Here is an 18,342-nt window from a genome sequence, read left to right as displayed (position 1 = left end):
GGCCGGCACCTGGAAGGACCTGACGGACAACGTCAACTCCATGGCCAACAACCTCACCGGGCAGGTCCGCAACATCGCCCTGGTGACGACCGCGGTGGCCAACGGCGACCTGTCGAAGAAGATCGACGTCGACGCCCGCGGCGAGATCCTGGAGCTGAAGACGACCATCAACACGATGGTCGACCAGCTGTCGTCGTTCGCCGCGGAGGTCACCCGCGTCGCCCGCGAGGTCGGCAGCGAGGGCCGGCTCGGCGGCCAGGCAGAGGTGGAGGGCGTCGAGGGCACCTGGAAGCGGCTGACGGAGAACGTCAACGAACTGGCCGGGAACCTGACCCGGCAGGTCCGTGCGATCGCCGAGGTCACCAGCGCCGTCGCCGAGGGCGACCTGACCCGCTCGATCACCGTGGTGGCCTCCGGCGAGGTCGCCGACCTCAAGGACAACATCAACTCCATGGTGGAGTCCCTGCGCGAGACCACCCGGGCCAACCAGGAGCAGGACTGGCTCAAGACCAACCTGGCGCGCATCTCCGGCCTGATGCAGGGCCACCGCGACCTGCCGGTCGTCGCCGAGCTGATCATGGACGAGCTGACGCCGCTCGTCGCGGCCCAGTACGGCGCCTTCTACCTCGCCGAGGACACCGAGGCCGGCCACGACCTGCGCCTGGTGGGCTCCTACGGCTTCCCCGACGACGACGAGCGGCCCACCCGCATCCCCGTCGGCCGCTCCCTGGTCGGGCAGGCGGCGCGCAACCGCCGGACCATCACCGTGGAGGACCTGCCGGAGGGCTACGTCAGCATCTCCTCCGGCCTGGGCCACGCGCTCCCCCGCGCCCTGGTGGTTCTGCCCATCGTGGTCGAGGAGCAGGTGCTCGGCGTCATCGAACTGGCCTCGCTGACCCGCTTCACGCAGATCCACCAGGACTTCCTGGCCCAGCTGATGCCGACCATCGGCGTCAACCTCAACACCATCGTCGCCAACGTCCGCACCGACGAGCTGCTGGAGGAGTCCCAGCGGCTGACCGTCGAACTGCAGGCGCGGTCCGGGGAGTTGCAGGTCCAGCAGGTCGAGCTGCAGCGCTCCAACGCCGAGCTGGAGGAGAAGGCCTCCCTGCTGGCCTCGCAGAACCGCGACATCGAGGCGAAGAACCTGCAGATCGAGCAGGCCCGGCAGGAACTGGAGACCCGCGCCCAGCAGTTGGCGCTGGCCTCCAAGTACAAGTCGGAGTTCCTGGCCAACATGAGCCACGAACTGCGCACCCCGCTCAACAGCCTGCTGATCCTGGCCCAGTTGCTGGCCCAGAACCCCTCGCGCAACCTCACCCCGAAGCAGGTCGAGTACGCGGGGATCATCCACTCGGCCGGCTCCGACCTGCTGCAGCTGATCAACGACATCCTCGACCTGTCCAAGGTCGAGGCGGGCAAGATGGACGTCTCCCCCGAGCGGGTCCCGCTGCGCCAGCTGCTGGAGTACGTCGAGGCGACGTTCCGCCCGATGACGACGCAGAAGAGCCTGGAGTTCACCGTCGCCACCGCACCCGGCACGCCCGCGGACCTGCTCACCGACGACTCCCGGCTGCGCCAGATCCTGCGCAACCTGCTGTCGAACGCGGTGAAGTTCACCGAGCAGGGCGGCGTGGAGCTGCGCATCGAACCGGCGGCCGACCGGGAGGTGCCGCCCGGCGTGCACCGGGGCGGTCCCGTGGTGGCGTTCCGGGTGAAGGACACCGGCATCGGCATCCCCCAGCAGCAACTGGAGACGATCTTCGGGGCGTTCCAGCAGGCCGACGGGACGACCAGCCGCAAGTACGGCGGCACCGGCCTGGGCCTGTCCATCACCCGGGAGATCGCCCACCTGCTCGGCGGTGCCGTCACCGTCGACAGCACTCCCGGCCAGGGCAGCACCTTCACCCTCTATCTGCCCGTCGCCCGCGCCGACTTCGAGGAGCTGGCGGACGGCGGCAGGCCGGCGGAGCAGCACCGGGACCAGAGCCTCCCGGACGCGGCCTCGCCCCGGGCCCTGTCCGGTCCCACACCGCCGCCCGGGCACCGCAGGCGCCGCCTGCTGGTCGTCGAGGAGCGCCAGCGCGGTCTGCTCTCGCTCGTCGCCGAGCGGGCCGTCTCGGACATCGCGCACGACCCGGCCGACCCGCACGGCGAGATCGACATCATCACCGCCGTCGGGGCGGAGGAGGCCGCGAGCACGCTGGCGGCCGAGCCCTGCCACTGCGTGGTCCTCGAACTCGGCATGCCGCACGCCGAGGGCGCGGACTTCCTGGAGGCCATGCGCGGCGACTCCGCGCTGGCCAGCGTGCCCGTGCTGGTGCACACCGGGCACCGGGTCGACCTCTCCCAGGAGCAGGCGCTGCGGGCCCTGGCGGGCGACCGGCCGCTGGACTTCCTCTCCAGCCTGGACGAGCTGCGCGAGCGCATCACCCTGCACCTGTCCGCCGAGCAGCCGGGCGACGTGCTGTCGCTGGTGCGCGCCGAGGAGACGCAGCACACACCGGCGCAGGTCGTGGACGACTCGTTCATCGGCCGCACGGTCCTGGTCGTCGACGACGACGCGCGCAACCTCTTCGCCCTCAGCGGGGTGCTGGAGCTGCACGGGTTCGAGGTCCTGCACGCCGACAACGGCCGCAAGGGCATCGAGATGCTGCTCGCGCACCCCGACATCTCGCTGGTCCTGATGGACGTGATGATGCCGGAGATGGACGGCTACGCGGCCACCGCGGAGATCCGCTCGATGCCGCAGTACGCGGAGCTGCCGATCATCGCCGTCACCGCGAAGGCGATGCCGGGCGACCAGGAGAAGAGTCTGGCGTCGGGAGCGAACGACTACATCACGAAGCCCGTCGACACCGGCGACCTGATCGCCCGCGTCCGTCAGTGGCTGCCCTCGTGACCGGGTGCCGCATCCGCCGAGTCCCCCAGCCGACCGCGTGACGTCGCCCGGCGTCGCCGCCGCAGAACAGGCCAACCGTGAGTGATCTCCGTCAGCCGCAGGCATCACCCGCCACCGAGCACGTCCAGGCGCCCGGCGACTCCGGCACGTCCGTCGCGGAGACCGCCGGCGCCGACGGTCCCGAGCAGACGTCCCCCGTCGGGCGGCTCGCGGCGACCGTGGACCGGCTGCGCCGCGAGGTGCGGGCGGCGCAGGCCGAGGCCGACGGCCGCGCCCTGATCGAACTGGCCAAGGGCATCCTGGTCGAGCGGCTGGGCTGCGGGCCGGCGCAGGCGGCGCGGCAGCTCGCCGAGCTGACCGAGCAAGCGGGCGTGACGCCGCTGGAGTTCGCCGTCGAGGTCATCAACCAGGCCTCACGCGACCGGGTCTCGGAGGTCACCAGCGCCTTCCTCGCCGCCACCGCGGCCCGGTCCGACGCCGAGGCGTCGGCCGCGGGCACCTCGTCCGCCGTACGGCTGCGCACCGCCGAGAGCGGCGCGCTGGCCGCCGACGACACCCAGGCCGTGGCCGACTCCCTGCTGGAGCACGCCCTGACACCGCTCGGCGCGGAGGCGGTGGCGATCTGGGGGCTGGGGGCCGACGGCTCGCTGAGCCTGGCGGGCAGCGCCGGGTTCTCCACCGCCGAGGCCGGACGCTGGCGGCATGTGCCGCCGGGGGTGACGACGGTGGCGCGGCGCGGTCTCACCGAGGAGGGGGGTGAATGGATCCGCAGCCTGGCCGAGACCGGACTGCCCTCCATCGGCCAGCACCATCACCCCGAGGGCGGCCGGGTGGCCGTACCGGCGGGGACCGGCGGCCGGATCCACGGCGTGCTGGAGATCGCCTGGCCGGAACCGCTGGATCAGCTCTCCCCGCCGATCGTCCGGCAGATCGAGGCCCTCGCGGAGCTGTGCGCGCACACGCTGCAGACCTCGGCGCCGCCGGACCCCGCGTCGGACACGGGCCCGCGCATCCTGCCGGACGTCGCCGAGCTGATGGACCTCACCGACGGGCTGCACGACCCGGCCCTGGTGCTGATGCCCCACCTGGACGCCGAGGGACGGCTGGTCGACTTCCGCATCCAGCACGTCAACGGCCGCTTCCTGGACCCCGCCGGCCGGCCACGCGGCGTCATCAACGGCGCCCTGCTGCTGGAGACCTATCCCCTGGCCGCGGGGCAGAGCGAACTGTTCGAGCGGATCGAGCGCGTCTACGCCACCGGCGAGCCCTACCGCGCCCACCGCATGCGGCTGACCGCGCTGGTGGACGACGTGCACCTGACCGCGGTCGCCGACATCAACATCAGCAGGCACGGCGGCAGCGTCCTGCTGATCTGGCGCATCGAGGACGAGACGGCCCGGCTGGCCAATCTGCTCCAGCACGCCCAACGCCTGGGCCGCATCGGCGGGTTCGAGGAGAACCTGCTCACCGGCGAGATCACCTGGAACGGCCAGCTGTACGACCTCTACGGCCGGTCCGCCTCCAGTTCCCCCGTGCCGCTGGAGGACCTGGCCGCCCACGCGCATCCCGACGACGCCGTGGCCATCGGCCGGTTCCTGCGGGCCGTGCTGCACCAGCGCCGGCCCGCGTCGGCCGCCTTCCGGCTGCAGCGGCCCGACGGGGTCACCCGCCACATCCGGGTCGTGGCGGAGCCGGTCCTCGACTCCGACGGCCAGCTGTACGTCGTACGCGGCGCCTACCAGGACATCTCCGCCCACCACTGGACGGAGGTGGCCCTCGCCGCGACCCGTGACCAGCTCGCCCACACCGAGCAGCAGGCCAGTGAGCGCAACCGGCTCGCGCTGCAGCTGCAGCACGCCATCATGCCGCCGACGCAGGCCCCGCTGGAGGCGCCCGGGCTGCGGGTGGCCGTGCGCTACCGGCCCGCGGAGACCCAGCACCTGGTCGGCGGCGACTGGTACGACGCGGTCGTGCTGCCCTCCGGGCTGGTGCTGCTGTGTGTGGGCGACGTCGCGGGGCACGGCATAGAGGCGGCCACCAGCATGGTCGTGCTGCGCAACGCGCTGCGCGGGCTCGCCGTCACCGGCGCCGGGCCGGGCCAGGTGCTGACCTGGCTGAACATGGTGGCCCACCATCTGACCGGCTCGATCACCGCCACCGCGGTCTGTGCCCTGTACGACCCCGAACGGCGCACCCTGCGCTGGGCGCGCGCCGGCCATCTGCCGCCGGTGCTGGTGCGCGGCACGGAGGCGACGGCGCTGCCGCTGGTCAAGGGGCTGCTGCTGGGCGCCGTACCGGAAGCGGGCTACGAGGAGCAGGAGGTCCAACTCGCCGTCGACGACACGCTGTTGATGTACACCGACGGCCTGATCGAGCGCCGTGACCGGTCCGTGGAGGAGTCCCTGGCCCAGCTGCTGACGGCGGCGCGCGCGGTTCCGCCGACGCTGGAGCAGCAGCTGGACCGGCTGCTCACGCACAGCAGGTCCGACACGGACGACGACACCTGCATCGTCGGCATCCGGGTCGACTGACCCGTCGAGCGGTCGCCGGCGACGGACCCGGCGGCCCGGAGTGAACCGGCGGGCACCGGCCACACCTGTGCGGAATCCTTTCCTCTACAAGTGTGGCGTAAGTATGGTGATCGCGTGAAGGCACTCCTGCTGTCAGGCGGCTCGGGCACTCGTCTGCGTCCCATCACCCACACGTCGGCGAAACAGCTCGTACCGGTCGCGAACAAGCCGGTGCTGTTCTACGGCCTGGAGGCGATCGCGCAGGCCGGCATCAGCGAGGTCGGGATCGTCGTCGGGGACACGGCCGAGGAGATCCGGGCGGCCGTCGGCGACGGGAGCGCGTTCGGCCTGGACATCACCTACATCCCGCAGTCCGCCCCGCTGGGGCTGGCCCACGCGGTGCTGATCGCCCGGGAGTTCCTGGGGGAGGACGACTTCGTGATGTACCTGGGCGACAACTTCGTCGTCGGCGGCATCACCTCGCTGGTGGACGCCTTCCGCGCCGAACGCCCGGACGCGCGGATCCTGTTGACGCGGGTGGCGGACCCGTCCGCGTTCGGCGTGGCCCAACTCGACGACTCCGGGCGGGTGGTGGGCCTGGAGGAGAAGCCCCGGCAGCCCAGGAGCGACCTGGCGCTGGTCGGGGTCTACCTGTTCACCCCGGCCGTCCATGAGGCCGTGCGCGCGATCAAGCCGTCCGGGCGCGGCGAGTTGGAGATCACCGACGCCCTGCAGTGGATGATCGACGCCGGGCGGGACGTGCGCTCCACGACGATCTCCGGGTACTGGAAGGACACCGGGAACGTCACCGACATGCTGGAGGTCAACCGCTCGGTGCTGGAGAGCCTGGAGGGCCGGATCGACGGCACGGTCGACGGGCGCAGCGAGCTCATCGGCCGGGTGCGCGTCGGGGCCGGGGCGCAGGTGACCGGCAGCCGGATCGTGGGCCCGGTCGTCATCGGAGCGAACACCGTGATCGCCGACTCCTACGTGGGCCCCTTCACCTCGATCGCCGAGGACTGCCGGATCGAGGACAGCGAGATCGAGTACTCGATCGTGCTGCGCGACTCCTCGGTGCGCGGCGTCGGGCGGGTGGAGGCCTCCCTCATCGGCCGCAACGTCGAGGTCACTCCCGCTCCCCGCAAGCCCGCCGCCCACCGTCTCGTCCTCGGCGACCACAGCAAGGTGCAGATCTCCTCATGACGACCAGGACGACGGATCCGCGACGAGACGGGCCCGCGGTCGTGTGCGACGACAAGAGAGGCCCAGCCCGGTGAGCTTCAGGAAGCAGCCGACCGCCCAGGTCGACGACAAGGCCGAGATCGGCGACGGCACGACGGTCTGGGACCTGGCCCAGATCCGGGAGGACGCCCGGCTGGGCAGCGGGTGCATCGTGGGCCGGGGGGCCTACGTCGGTCCCGGCGTGCGCATCGGCGACAACGTCAAACTCCAGAACTACGCGCTCGTCTACGAGCCCGCGGTGCTCGCCGACGGGGTGTTCGTGGGCCCGGCGGCGGTCCTCACCAACGACTACTTCCCCCGGTCGGTGGACCCGGGCGGGAAGCTCAAGCGCGGCGACGACTGGGAGGCCGTCGCCGTCGTGGTGGACGAAGGGGCCTCGCTGGGCGCCCGGTCGGTGTGCGTGGCGCCGGTGCGCGTGGGGCGGTGGGCACTGGTCGCGGCCGGCGCGGTGGTGACCCGGGACGTGCCGGACTTCGCGCTCGTGGCCGGTGTTCCGGCGCGCCGCATCGGCTGGGTGGGACGGGCCGGTGTACGCCTGGTGGAACGGGAGGGCGAGCCGGGTGTGTGGGAGTGCCCGGAGACCGGTGCGCTGCACGACGAGAAGGACGGCGGGCTGGTCGAGCGCGCATGACGCGTCTTTCCGCCAAATCGCAAATCTTCGAACATTCACCGGCATAACATGTGTGCGAACTGTGCAGAGACAGCACAATGAGCACACGAACCAGTGCCCAGGGGGGGTTACCGGGTGAGGAAACCTGTGCCTGAAGCGAGGAGCGGCGTCCGCTCCGTCGCCTGACGTCCGTTGTGTCTTCCACGTCCGGCCGTGCGTGCCGCGACGCTCTCAAGTCTGCGCAAAAACAGGGGGGTTGGTGTGTCCAACCGATGACCAGTTCACGTCTCGCGGCACTCGGTGACGAGGACCCGCCGCTGCTCGCGCTCGCCCGACGCCTGCTCGCCGTGGCCGAGTCGGGGCTTCCGTCGATGCTGCTTCCCGGTGGGGAGGCCTTCGTCTTCACCATGGCCGGACAGCAGGCCCCCGACGGCTCCTGGACCCTGGAGCGGCGCGGTACCAGCACCCGCTACGCAGCCATCACCGTGCTCGGGGCCCGGTTCCTGCCGGAGGACCGCCAGCGCGCGGTGCTCGGCGGGCGCACCGCCGAGGAGTTCGCGGGGCTGCTCATCGAGTCATTGCCGGCGGTGACCAACCTCGGTGACGCGGCGCTCATCGCCTGGGCCGCCGCCGAGACCGGGCACCCCAAACTCTCCGACGCCCTGGCGCGGGTGACGGAGCTGGACGTGGAAGGGCGCCCGCAGTACACCGTGGAGGCGGCCTGGGTGCTGTCCGCGTTCGCGGCGGCTCGCGACACGGTCGACGTGGAGAGACGTTTCACCGCAGCTCGCGACCGTCTGCTTCGCTGCCGGATCGGCGACAGCCCGCTGTTCCCGCACGCCACCGCTCCCGGCCTGGTGCCCTGGTACCGGGCGCACGTCGCCTGCTTCGCCGACCAGACGTACCCGCTGCAGGCGCTGGCCCGAGCGCACGCCGGCGGCGACGGGGACGGCGACCCCGAGGCGCTGGCCGCCGCCGACGCGTGCGCGGCACGCATCTGCGAGCTGCAGGGCGAGGGCGGTCAGTGGTGGTGGCACTACGACGCCCGGACCGGCGCGGTGATCGAGGGCTACCCCGTCTACAGCGTCCACCAGCACGCGATGGCGCCGACCGCCCTGTTCGACCTCGCCGACGCCGGCGGCACCGACTTCGGCGCGGCGATCCGCAAGGGTCTGCGCTGGATGACGGACGTACCCGAACTGACCGGCTCCCGGCACCGGGAGCCGATGATCCTGGACGACCTCGGGGCCACCTGGCGCAAGGTGTACCGGGGCGATCCGAAGAAGGCCGTACGGGCCGCCCGCGGCCTGTCCACCCGGCTCGCTCCGGGCCTGCGGCTGAAGACCCTGGACCGGGTCTACCGTCCGCTGGCCGTGGACCGCGAGTGCCGGCCCTACGAGTTCGGCTGGATGCTCCACGCCTGGCAGGCGGGTGGCATATGAGCGCGAGACGCACCCTGTTCGGGGTCGAGCTGGACCCGCTGACCATGGACGAGACCGTCGCGCACTGCCTGGAGGCCGTACGCGAGGGCAGACAGCTGGAGATCGGCGTGGTCAACGCCGCGAAGCTGGTGAACATGCGCCGCGATCCGCGGCTCGCCGCGGCCGTGTCCGGCTGCGACCTGGTCCTCGCCGACGGACAGGCCGTGGTGTGGGCCGGGCGGGTGCTGCGCGCCCCGCTGCCCGAACGGGTCGCCGGCATCGACCTGTTCCTGCGGCTGCTGGGCGAGGCGGAGGCCGCGGGCATCTCCGTGTACTTCCTGGGCGCCCGGCAGGACGTGCTGGACCGGATGCTGCTGCGGGTCGCCGACCGCTTCCCCGGTCTGAAGGTCGCCGGCAGCCGCAACGGCTACTTCGACGACTCCGAGCAGGAGACGATCGCCGACGGCATCGCCCGCAGCGGCGCGCAGATGCTGTTCCTCGGCATGACCTCCCCGAAGAAGGAGATCTTCACCGCCGCCCACGGCGCCCGCACCGGCGCCCGCGTGGTGCACGGCGTCGGCGGCTCCTTCGACATCCTCGCCGGGGTCACCAAGCGGGCCCCCGCGACCTGGCAGCGGTGGGGACTGGAATGGCTCTACCGCGTGCTGCAGGAGCCGCGCCGCCTGGGCCGGCGCTACCTCACCACCAACGTCTCCTTCCTCCTCATGACGGCACGCGAGCTCATCCGGCTCACCCCGTCGACCGCTCCCGCGAACAGGAGTCACTGATGCGTGTCGTCGTGGTTGGACAGGGATACGTCGGCCTGCCACTGGCCGTCCGGGCCGCCGAGGTCGGACACGAGGTGATCGGCTACGACGTCGACGCCCGCCGGATCAAGAGCCTCGCCGCGGGCGAGTCCTTCGTCGAGGACGTCTCCTCGGAGAGAATCCGCGCAGCGCTGGACGACGGCACCTACAGACCGAGCGAGTCCGCGCGCGACTGCGGCGGCTTCGACGTCGCCGTGGTGACCGTGCCGACCCCGCTGCACGAGGGCACCCCCGACCTCCGCTACATCAAGGAGTCGGCGATCACCCTCGCCCGCTATCTGCGCCCCGGCGCGACGGTCGTCCTGGAGTCGACCACCTACCCGGGCACCACCCAGGAGCTGTTCGCCCCGATCCTGGAGGAGGGCTCGGGCCTGACCGCGGGCGCCGACTTCCACCTCGGCTACAGCCCGGAGCGGATCGACCCCGGCAACGCCGTGTGGGGGTTCAAGGAGACCCCGAAGGTCGTCTCCGGTGTCAACGAGGCCTCCCTGAAGGCGGTTCAGGACTTCTACGGCCAACTCGTCGACACCACGGTGCCGGTGCGCTCGCCCAAGGAGGCCGAGCTCGCCAAGCTGCTGGAGAACACCTTCCGGCACGTGAACATCGCGCTGGTCAACGAGATCGCGATGTTCGCCCACCACCTGGACATCGACGTCTGGCAGTCCATCGACGCCGCCTCCACCAAGCCCTTCGGGTTCATGAAGTTCACGCCCGGACCGGGGGTGGGCGGCCACTGCCTGCCCATCGACCCCTCCTACCTGTCCTGGCGGGTGCAGCGCGAACTGGGCCAGAGCTTCCGGTTCGTGGAGCTCGCCAACGACATCAACAACCACATGCCCGAGTACGTCACCCGGCGGATCACCGACCACTTCAACGCCCGACGGCGTTCGGTGAACGGCTCGCGCATCCTGCTGCTGGGCCTCGCGTACAAGAAGAACACCGGCGACGCCCGCGAGTCGCCCGCCCTGCGCATCTCCCAGCTGCTGCTCGACATGGGGGCCCAGGTCAGGGCGGCGGACCCGCACGTCGTCGAGGGCCTGCCGGCCGACACCCGGCTGGTGCGGGTCGAGCCGACGCGCGAGGAACTGGCCGAGGCCGACGTGGTGGTGCTGCTCACCGACCACGACGGCTTCGACTACGAACTCGTCGCCGAGCACGCCCCGTTCGTCCTCGACTGCCGCCGCCGCCTGCCCTCCGGACCCACGATCGAGGTGCTCTGAACCATGCCGCGCATCGTGTGCGTCGCCGGCGCCCGCCCCAACTACATGAAGATCAAACCGGTGATGGACGCCCTGGAGAGCCGGGGCGCCGAGGTCCTCCTCGTCCACACCGGCCAGCACTACGACCCGGCCATGAACGACGTGTTCTTCGCCGACCTCGGCATCCGTCCGCCCGACCGCTTCCTCGGGGTCGGCTCCGGCACCCACGCCGAGCAGACCGGCCGGGTGATGACCGCGTTCGAACCGCTGCTGGACGAGGTCTCGCCGGACATCGTGGTCGTCGTCGGCGACATCAACTCCACGCTGGCCTGCGCGCTGGTCACCGCCAAGGCCGGGCCGCTGCTGGCCCATGTCGAGGCGGGCCTGCGCAGCCGGGACTGGAGCATGCCGGAGGAGGTCAACCGGGTCGCCACCGACCGCGTCGCCGACCATCTGCTGGCCCCCTCCCCCGACGCCGTGGAGAACCTGCGCGCGGAGGGGTACCGGGAGGACCAGATCCACCTGGTGGGCAACGTCATGATCGACACACTGCTGACCAACCTGGAGCGCGCCCGCGCCTCCGACGTGCTGGCCCGACACGGGCTCACCCGCGGCGAGTTCGGCCTGGTCACCCTGCACCGCCCGGCCAACGTCGACGATCCCGCCGTACTGACGGGGCTGTTGAAGGCCCTCGGCGAGATCGCCGGGCGCTGCCCGCTGCTGCTGCCCGTGCATCCGCGCGCGGCCGGACGGCTCGCCGAGATCGGTGTCCCCGGCGGCATCCGGCTCGTACCGCCCGCCGGTTACCTGGACTTCATCGCCCTGCAGGACGCCGCCCGGGTCGTGCTCACCGACTCCGGCGGGGTGCAGGAGGAGACCACCGCACTGGGCGTGCCCTGCGTGACGCTGCGGGACAACACCGAACGCCCCATCACCGTGGAGCAGGGCACCAACGTGCTGGCCGGCCGTGACCCTTCGCGGATCGTGACCACCGTCAACCGGGTGCTCGACGCTCCGCCCGCCCCCCGCCGGCCCGCGTTGTGGGACGGCCGCGCCAGCGACCGCATCGCCGACGTACTGCTGGACGGAGGCACCGCGAGCACCCGGCCGCGGCCCACCGACCTCCCCCGGCCGAAATCCGCCGACCGGCCCAGACCCGAGGATCGAACGCTCCCCATATGATCCGCTTGCAACTGATGCTCGTCGAACGTTTGGCCGCTAGGGGGGACCGTCATGGATCTCGCTGAGATCTTCCGGGTGTTGCGCAGGCGCTGGTACGTCCTGCTGCCCGGTCTGCTGCTGACCGCCGCCCTGATCGTCGGCGTGGTCGTGCTGGTGCCGGTCAGCTACCAGTCGCAGAGCACGGTGGTCCTGCTCAACTCCCAGAAGGCGACGGTGGCTTACGACGGCAACCCCTTCCTCAGCACGCAGACCTCGCTCACCGGCATGGCCGACAGCCTGGCACGCAACCTCAACTCCGACGACTCGCTGCGGGACCTCAAGGCCCGTGGCGCGACCGGCACGTTCGAGGCGAAGCTCGCCGACAACGCGCAGGGGCCGCTGCTGTGGCTCACCGTCACCGGCACCGACAAGGCGGCCGTCCTGTCCTCGGACAAGATCCTGACCGCCTACGCCAAGGAACGGCTGGACCAGTTCCAGAAGCAGCAGTCGGTCGCGCCGAAGGCCATGATCCGCATGACGACCATCGTCTCCCCGCAGAACCCGGTGGCGCAGACCAAGACCCGGCTCGAGTACCTGATCATGGCGGGCGCCCTGGGCCTGGTCGTCACCCTCGTCGCCGCGTTCTACATGGAGGCGCGCAAGAGGCCCCGCGCGCCGGAGCAGCAGGCCCCGCCCGCCGGTCCGCGACAGCCGGGGACGACCGCCGCGGCCGGCGCCGCGTCCACGGAGGAACCGGCGGTGGAGGAGCCGTTCACGCAGGAGGGGGCCGTGGAGGAGACGCTCGCCATCCGGCGCCCGCCGAGCTGGTCACGGTCCGCCGGGGACGGCCGGGCCGCCGCCGAGACCGACGCGCCCCGGCCCGCCATGGCCGTGGCGTCCGCCGCCGAGCCGCTCGACGAGGAGTCGACCCATGGACATCGCCCGCGCACCGGACAGCGCGACCGGTGAGACGGGCGACGTACCCGCTGCTCCCGTCCCCGCACCTCAGCCCACTGCCTCCCTCGGCCGCAAGGTCCGCTCCGCGGCCCGCTGGAGCCTGATCAACACCGTCGTTCTGCGCCTGGGCAACTTCGCCACCGGCATCGTCCTGGCGCGCTTCGCCCTCGGCCCCGCGGAATGGGGCGTGTACGGCATCGCCCAGACGGTGCTGTTGGTCCTGCTGTCCGCGAACGAACTGGGCGTGGGCCTGGCCATCGTGCGCTGGGAGGGGGACGCGCGGCGGTTCGCGCCGACCGTGCTGACCCTCAGCACCCTCTCCAGCGGCCTGCTGTACCTGGCGCTGTTCGCCGCGGCCCCGACGGTGGCCGGCCTGCTCGGCTCGCCGCACGCCGCGGGCGTGCTGCGGGTGATGTGCCTGTGCGTGGTGATCGACGGGGTGGCGCAGGTCCCCGGGGGCTTTCTGACCCGAGAGTTCGCCCAGGGCAGGCGGATGGTCATCGACGGGCTCAACTTCGTGCTCGGCACGGCGGTGACCCTGCTGCTGGCCTTCGAGGGCTGGGGCGCGATGAGCTTCGCCGTCGGCGCCGTCGTCGGGAACGTCGTCACGCTGATCGGCTGCGCGCTGGCGGCGCCGGGGACCCTCAAGTTCGGCTGGGACGGCGAACAGGCCCGGGCGCTGCTGCGATTCGGGCTGCCGCTGGCCGGGGCGAGCATGCTGGCCCTGGCGGTGGTCAACGTCGACACCATGGTGGTGGGCGCGACGCTGGGCAGTGTCTCCCTCGGCTTCTACGTCCTCGCCTTCAACATCTCCGGCTGGCCCGTGCGGATCATCTCCGAGGCCGCCCGCCGGGTGTCCTTCGCCGGGTTCTCGCGGCTGGCCGACTCGCCGCAGGCGCTCGCCCAGGGCTTCAGCCGTGCCCTGGGCGTGCTGATCACCGGCACGGTCCCGCTGTGCGTCCTGCTGGCGGGCCTCGCCGAGCCGCTCATCCGCACGGTCTACGGCGACCGTTGGGCCCCGGCGGCAGCGGCCCTGCCGTGGCTGATGGTCCTCGGCCTGATCCGCATCGGCAGCGAACTCGCCTACGACTGCCTGGTCGCGGTCGGACAGCGCCGCTCGCTCTTCCTGGTGCAGGGCCTGTGGCTGGTCTCCCTCGTGCCGGTGCTCCTCGCGGCCGCCCACCTGGGCGGCATCGTCGGCGTCTCCCAGGGCCATGTCCTGGTGGCCGGCGGCCTGGTGGTGCCCGTCTTCCTGTTCGCCCTCGGCCGGGGCGGCATCGGCCTCGGCCGCATCGCCCGGGCCTGTGCCTGGCCCTTCCTCGGCGGGGCCGTGATGGCCCTGGTCGTCCTCGGTCTGGAGCGCCTGCTGGGCGACGGACGGCTCGCGCTCCTCGTCAACGGCACGGTCGCCCTTGCGTGTTACACGCTGTGCGTCCTGCCCAGCCGCCACTTCCTGCGCGGCGTGGAACGGCCCCACCGCGGACGGCACCGGTCGGCCGCACCGTCCGCCCTCCCCGACAGGACATGAGGTGAACCGCATGTCACGGCGTATCCGCCGGAGTTCGCTCGTCTGGCTGCTGCTGGCGTCCCTGCTGGCGGTGGTGGGCGCCGCCTGCTCGGGATCGCACGACTCCGCGCTGCCGGACTGCCCGGACGACGCGCTGACCTGCCCGGCGAGCGGCTCCTCGGCGGCACCGAGCGGCAGTCCGGCGAGCTCGGCGCCCGCCGCGACGCCGACGAGCCCCACCGCCTCGCCGTCCCCGTCGGGCACGCCCTCGGCGAGCGGCACATCCGGCTCCCCCGCGGCGAAGGCCGCCTGCTCCTCGCCGAGCGCCTGCGGCTTCCCCGACGCCCGCACCACCGGCCCGCGCATCGCCCTCACCCCCCACAAGACCGGCTACAAGGCCATCCGTACCAACGGGCTGACCATCCGGGGCTGGGACATCACCGGCTCGCTCGACATCTACGCCAACGACGTCACGGTCATCGACACGAAGATCACCTCGGACAACTGGTGGGGCATCAACCTGCGCCCCGGCTACCACGGCCTGCGCGTGCTGCACTCCACCATCACGGCCGTACCCGGCAAGGGGCCGGACAACGGCGGGGTGGACTACGCCGTGTCGAACATGGGCGGCAGCTCCGTCGAGGTCGGCTGGTGCGACGTCTCGGTCTTCGGCGACGCGCTGTCCATGGGCCAGGGCGACATCCACGACAACTACGTGCACGACATCGAGCCGTTCATCAACCAGGGCGGCGAGTGGCAGCACACCAACGCGGTGATCAGCGGCGGCGGGAACACCGGGCACCTGGTCATCCGCCACAACACCCTGCTGAACCCGACCGGTCTCAAACAGGGGGCCTCGGGGAGCATCGGCCTGTTCGCCGACACCGGCGTGGTCCGCAACGTCACCGTCGACCACAACTGGATCGCCGGCGGGGCCTACGCCCTGTACGGCGGGGACACCGGCGCCACCGGGATCAAGGTCACGAACAACGTGTTCTCGACGCAGTACCACCCCGCCGCCGGCGGCTACGGCGTGGTCGCCCACTGGAACCACGGCGGCGCCGGCAACGTCTGGCGCGACAACCGCATGTCCGACGGCCGCCCGATCGCCCCCGAGCCCGCCTCATGACGCGCCGCCTCGCTCGGGCGCCCTGGACGCTGCTCAAGGCGCTGTTCGGGTGGCTGGTGCTCTTCGAGGCCCGCAACAAGGTCCTGCTGGCGCCCTCGGCGCTGCGGCTGCGCCGTGTCGAGGACGCCGAGACCCGGCGGCTGTCCGCCGCGCTGCCGACGCCACCGTCGGCGCTCGTCGCCACCGTGATCGCCACGCACCGGCGCCCGGAGGCACTGCGTGCCGCGGTGCGCTCGGCCCTGGGGCAGACGGTGCGCGACCAGGTCGTCATCGTGGTCGACGACGGCGCCGGGCTGCCCGAACTCCCCACCGACCCAAGGCTGTTCGCCGTCTCCCTGGCGCACAACACCGGCGTCGCGGGCGTGGTGCGCAACGTCGGCATCCGCCTCACCCGCTCGCGCTACGTGGCCTTCCTCGACGACGACAACCTGTGGGAACCCGACCACCTGGAAAGGGCGTTGGCGGCTCTGGAGGCCCCCGGCGGGCCCGACGGCGTCTACACGGCGCTGCGCCGCGTCCTGCCCGACGGCAGCGAGAAGGACGTCCTGTCGGTGCCCTTCGACCGGCGCCGGGCGGCCCGCGAGGCCTTCCTGGACACCAACGCCTTCGTCGCCCGCCGGAACCGCTCCCTGCGCTTCAGCCGGCTGCGCCGCACACCGGAGGTGCTGCCCCGGGAGGACTGGGAGCTGATCCGCCGGTACGGCCGCGGGCACCGGGTGCTGCACCTGCCGCACCCCACCGTCCGCTACCTGGTGAACCCGGCCAGCTTCTACACGGACTGGTGACGGCCCGTGCGCCTCCGCTCCTCTTCCTCGTTCCCGTTCCGCTCCGACGTCAGGTGGTTGATCCGATGCCCCGATCCCGCGCACTGAGAAACAAGTTCGTCGACGCACCGGGCTCCCTGGGCGAACGCCTGCGCATCGCCCGCTGGGAGCGGTTCCGGCGCTGCTTCCCCGGCATCGAGAACATGAGCGTCGTCGACCTGGGCGGGACGGCCGAGATGTGGCTGCGCGCGCCGGTGCGCGCCAAGCACGTCCATCTGATCAATCTGGAGGCCCACCCGGCCGACCTGCCCGACTGGATCACCGCGGAGAACGCCGACGTCACCGACCCGGCGGTGGCCGCCGAACTGAGCGACGCCGGCGGCTACGACCTGGTGTTCTCCAACTCCACCATCGAGCACGTCGGCGGCCACAGCCAGCGTCAGAGGTTCGTCGCGGCCGTCGAGCGGCTGGCGCCGCTGCACTGGATCCAGACGCCGTACCGCTACTTCCCCGTCGAGCCGCACTTCGTGGCGCCCGGCTTCCAGTTCCTGCCGCTGGCCGCCCGGGCCCGGCTGGTGCGGCACTGGCCGCTCGTGCACAGCCGCCCCGACAGCCCTCAGTCGGCGATGAACGCCGTGATCAACATCGAGCTGCTGACCCGCACCGAGATGCGCTATCTCTTCCCCCGGTCCGAGCTGCTCAGCGAGCGGGTACTCGGCGCGCCGAAGTCGCTCATCGCCGTACGGACGGAGCGCTGATGCTGAACAACCTGGTCAACCGACACGACGCGGACCGGCTGCTGCGCAAGGTGCGCAAGCTGGACCTGGACCCGGTGCTGGCCAAGCTGCGGGTGCGCGGCGGCGCGCGGGTGGTCCAGCACTGGTCGCGGGTCGACCCCTCGCTGACCGAGTGGTGGGCGATACCGGCGGTGATCAAGCGGTGGAACCTGCTGATGACGGGAGACGCGGACACGTCGTTCCCCGAGTACGTCGCCGCCAAGCACTTCGCGCCCCGCACCGACCTGCGCGGCCTGTCGCTGGGCTGCGGCACCGGCGGCAACGAGCTGCTGTGGGCGAGGACCGGCGCGTTCTCCCTGCTGGAGGGCGTGGACGTGGCCCCGGAGCGCATCGACTTCGCCACCCGGACGGCCGCCGAGGAAGGGCTCGGGGACGTGCTGCGCTTCCGGGTCACCGACGTCAACCGGATGACCGCCGACGGGGAGCGCTTCGACGTCCTGCTGGGCCTGCAGTCCCTGCACCACTTCGACCACCTCGACGAGACCCTGCCGCGGCTGGCCCGACTGATCGAGCCGGACGGCACGTTCGTGGTCGACGAGTTCGTCGGCCCCACCCGCTTCCAGTGGACCGACGCCCAGCTCGACGCGGCGAACGCCCTGCTCGCCCTGCTCCCCGAGGAGCGGCGGCGGCTGGCCGACGGCCGGATCAAGCACCGTGTGGTGCGGCCCAGCCGGCTCTCGATGGTGCTGGACGACCCCTCGGAGGCCGTCGACGCGGCGGCGCTGCTGCCGGGTCTGCGACGGCATTTCGAGGTCGTCGAGGAACGGCCCTACGGCGGCACCGTGCTGCACATCGCGTTCTCCGGCATCGCGCACCACTTCCGCGACCAGCGGCCGGAGACGCTGGAACTGCTGGAGCGGTGCTTCGCCGCCGAGGACGCCGTGCTGCCGGACGTGGGACACGACTTCATGGCCATGGTGTGCCGGCCGCGGGGCACCGGCTGACAGGATGCCCGTATGGAACGAGTGCTGGGAATCGGCGGCTGCTTCCTGCGGGCCGCCGATCCGGCGGCCCTGACCGCCTGGTATCGCGACTGCCTGGGCCTGGACGCCGACGAGGTCGGCCTGTGGCGGCAGGAGGCGGGGCCGACGGTGTTCGCGGCGTTCGAGTCCGACACCGACTGCTTCGGGTCCCCCGCCCAGCAGACCATGCTCAACTTCCGCGTCCGCGACCTGGAGGCGATGCTCGCCCAGCTGCGTGCCAAGGGCGCGGACGTGGCCGACGAGACGCAGGACATGCCGGACGTCGGCCGGTTCGGCTGGGTCACCGATCCGGAGGGCAACCGGATCGAGCTGTGGCAGCCCGCCTGATCGCGC

At 71.9% G+C, this 18,342-nt stretch carries 15 protein-coding genes; all 15 read left to right on the top strand.

Annotated features, from left to right (window positions below; genetic code table 11):
• The coding region (locus tag M8J74_RS04085) for a hybrid sensor histidine kinase/response regulator (RefSeq protein WP_249835111.1) at nt 1-2,902 on the top strand (2,902 nt) is incomplete at its 5' end.
• A gap of 77 nt (nt 2,903-2,979) precedes the next feature.
• A complete protein-coding gene (locus M8J74_RS04080; protein WP_249835110.1) occupies nt 2,980-5,433 on the top strand; it encodes a SpoIIE family protein phosphatase in 2,454 nt (817 codons plus the stop codon).
• A 114-nt stretch (nt 5,434-5,547) separates the two neighbouring features.
• A complete protein-coding gene (locus tag M8J74_RS04075; RefSeq protein ID WP_249835109.1) occupies nt 5,548-6,615 on the top strand; it encodes a glucose-1-phosphate thymidylyltransferase in 1,068 nt (355 codons plus the stop codon).
• A gap of 70 nt (nt 6,616-6,685) precedes the next feature.
• Entirely contained in the window at nt 6,686-7,285 is a 600-nt protein-coding gene (locus M8J74_RS04070; protein WP_249835108.1) for an acyltransferase, read from the top strand.
• Nucleotides 7,286-7,536: 251 nt separating this feature from the next.
• Complete coding sequence (locus M8J74_RS04065) at nt 7,537-8,706, top strand: hypothetical protein (protein WP_249835107.1); 1,170 nt, start codon at nt 7,537-7,539, stop codon at nt 8,704-8,706.
• Nucleotides 8,703-9,473 carry a WecB/TagA/CpsF family glycosyltransferase gene (locus M8J74_RS04060; protein WP_249835106.1) on the top strand — a complete coding sequence of 257 codons (771 nt, stop codon included), beginning with the start codon at nt 8,703-8,705 and terminating at the stop codon, nt 9,471-9,473. The genes M8J74_RS04065 and M8J74_RS04060 overlap by 4 nt, the downstream gene beginning before the upstream one ends.
• Entirely contained in the window at nt 9,473-10,732 is a 1,260-nt protein-coding gene (locus M8J74_RS04055) for a nucleotide sugar dehydrogenase (protein ID WP_058921557.1), read from the top strand. Before M8J74_RS04060 ends, M8J74_RS04055 begins: the two co-directional genes overlap by 1 nt.
• A 3-nt stretch (nt 10,733-10,735) precedes the next feature.
• Nucleotides 10,736-11,893 carry a non-hydrolyzing UDP-N-acetylglucosamine 2-epimerase gene (gene wecB, locus M8J74_RS04050; RefSeq protein ID WP_249835105.1) on the top strand — a complete coding sequence of 386 codons (1,158 nt, stop codon included), beginning with the start codon at nt 10,736-10,738 and terminating at the stop codon, nt 11,891-11,893.
• Nucleotides 11,894-11,944: 51 nt separating this feature from the next.
• Nucleotides 11,945-12,841: a Wzz/FepE/Etk N-terminal domain-containing protein gene (locus M8J74_RS04045; RefSeq protein ID WP_249835104.1), complete on the top strand. Its 897-nt coding sequence runs from the start codon at nt 11,945-11,947 to the stop codon at nt 12,839-12,841.
• Nucleotides 12,804-14,357, top strand: coding sequence for an oligosaccharide flippase family protein (locus M8J74_RS04040; protein WP_249835103.1), 1,554 nt, complete (start codon nt 12,804-12,806; stop codon nt 14,355-14,357). Before M8J74_RS04045 ends, M8J74_RS04040 begins: the two co-directional genes overlap by 38 nt.
• Nucleotides 14,358-14,367: 10 nt before the next feature.
• A complete protein-coding gene (locus M8J74_RS04035; protein WP_249835102.1) occupies nt 14,368-15,465 on the top strand; it encodes a right-handed parallel beta-helix repeat-containing protein in 1,098 nt (365 codons plus the stop codon).
• Nucleotides 15,462-16,250: a glycosyltransferase family 2 protein gene (locus tag M8J74_RS04030; RefSeq protein ID WP_249835101.1), complete on the top strand. Its 789-nt coding sequence runs from the start codon at nt 15,462-15,464 to the stop codon at nt 16,248-16,250. The genes M8J74_RS04035 and M8J74_RS04030 overlap by 4 nt, the downstream gene beginning before the upstream one ends.
• 65 nt (nt 16,251-16,315) lie before the next feature.
• The gene (locus M8J74_RS04025) at nt 16,316-16,987 is read left to right on the top strand and encodes a class I SAM-dependent methyltransferase (RefSeq protein WP_249835100.1); all 672 of its coding nucleotides are present in this window, start codon (nt 16,316-16,318) and stop codon (nt 16,985-16,987) included.
• Nucleotides 16,987-17,970: a class I SAM-dependent methyltransferase gene (locus M8J74_RS04020; RefSeq protein ID WP_249835099.1), complete on the top strand. Its 984-nt coding sequence runs from the start codon at nt 16,987-16,989 to the stop codon at nt 17,968-17,970. Before M8J74_RS04025 ends, M8J74_RS04020 begins: the two co-directional genes overlap by 1 nt.
• A gap of 12 nt (nt 17,971-17,982) precedes the next feature.
• The gene (locus M8J74_RS04015; protein WP_249835098.1) at nt 17,983-18,336 is read left to right on the top strand and encodes a VOC family protein; all 354 of its coding nucleotides are present in this window, start codon (nt 17,983-17,985) and stop codon (nt 18,334-18,336) included.
• Nucleotides 18,337-18,342: the final 6 nt, after the last annotated feature.

It is taken from the genome of Streptomyces panaciradicis (assembly GCF_023516615.1).
GTDB lineage: Bacteria > Actinomycetota > Actinomycetes > Streptomycetales > Streptomycetaceae > Streptomyces > Streptomyces panaciradicis.
Note: the sequence above shows the minus strand (reverse complement) of the source record. Positions and strands in the feature narration are given on the sequence as shown.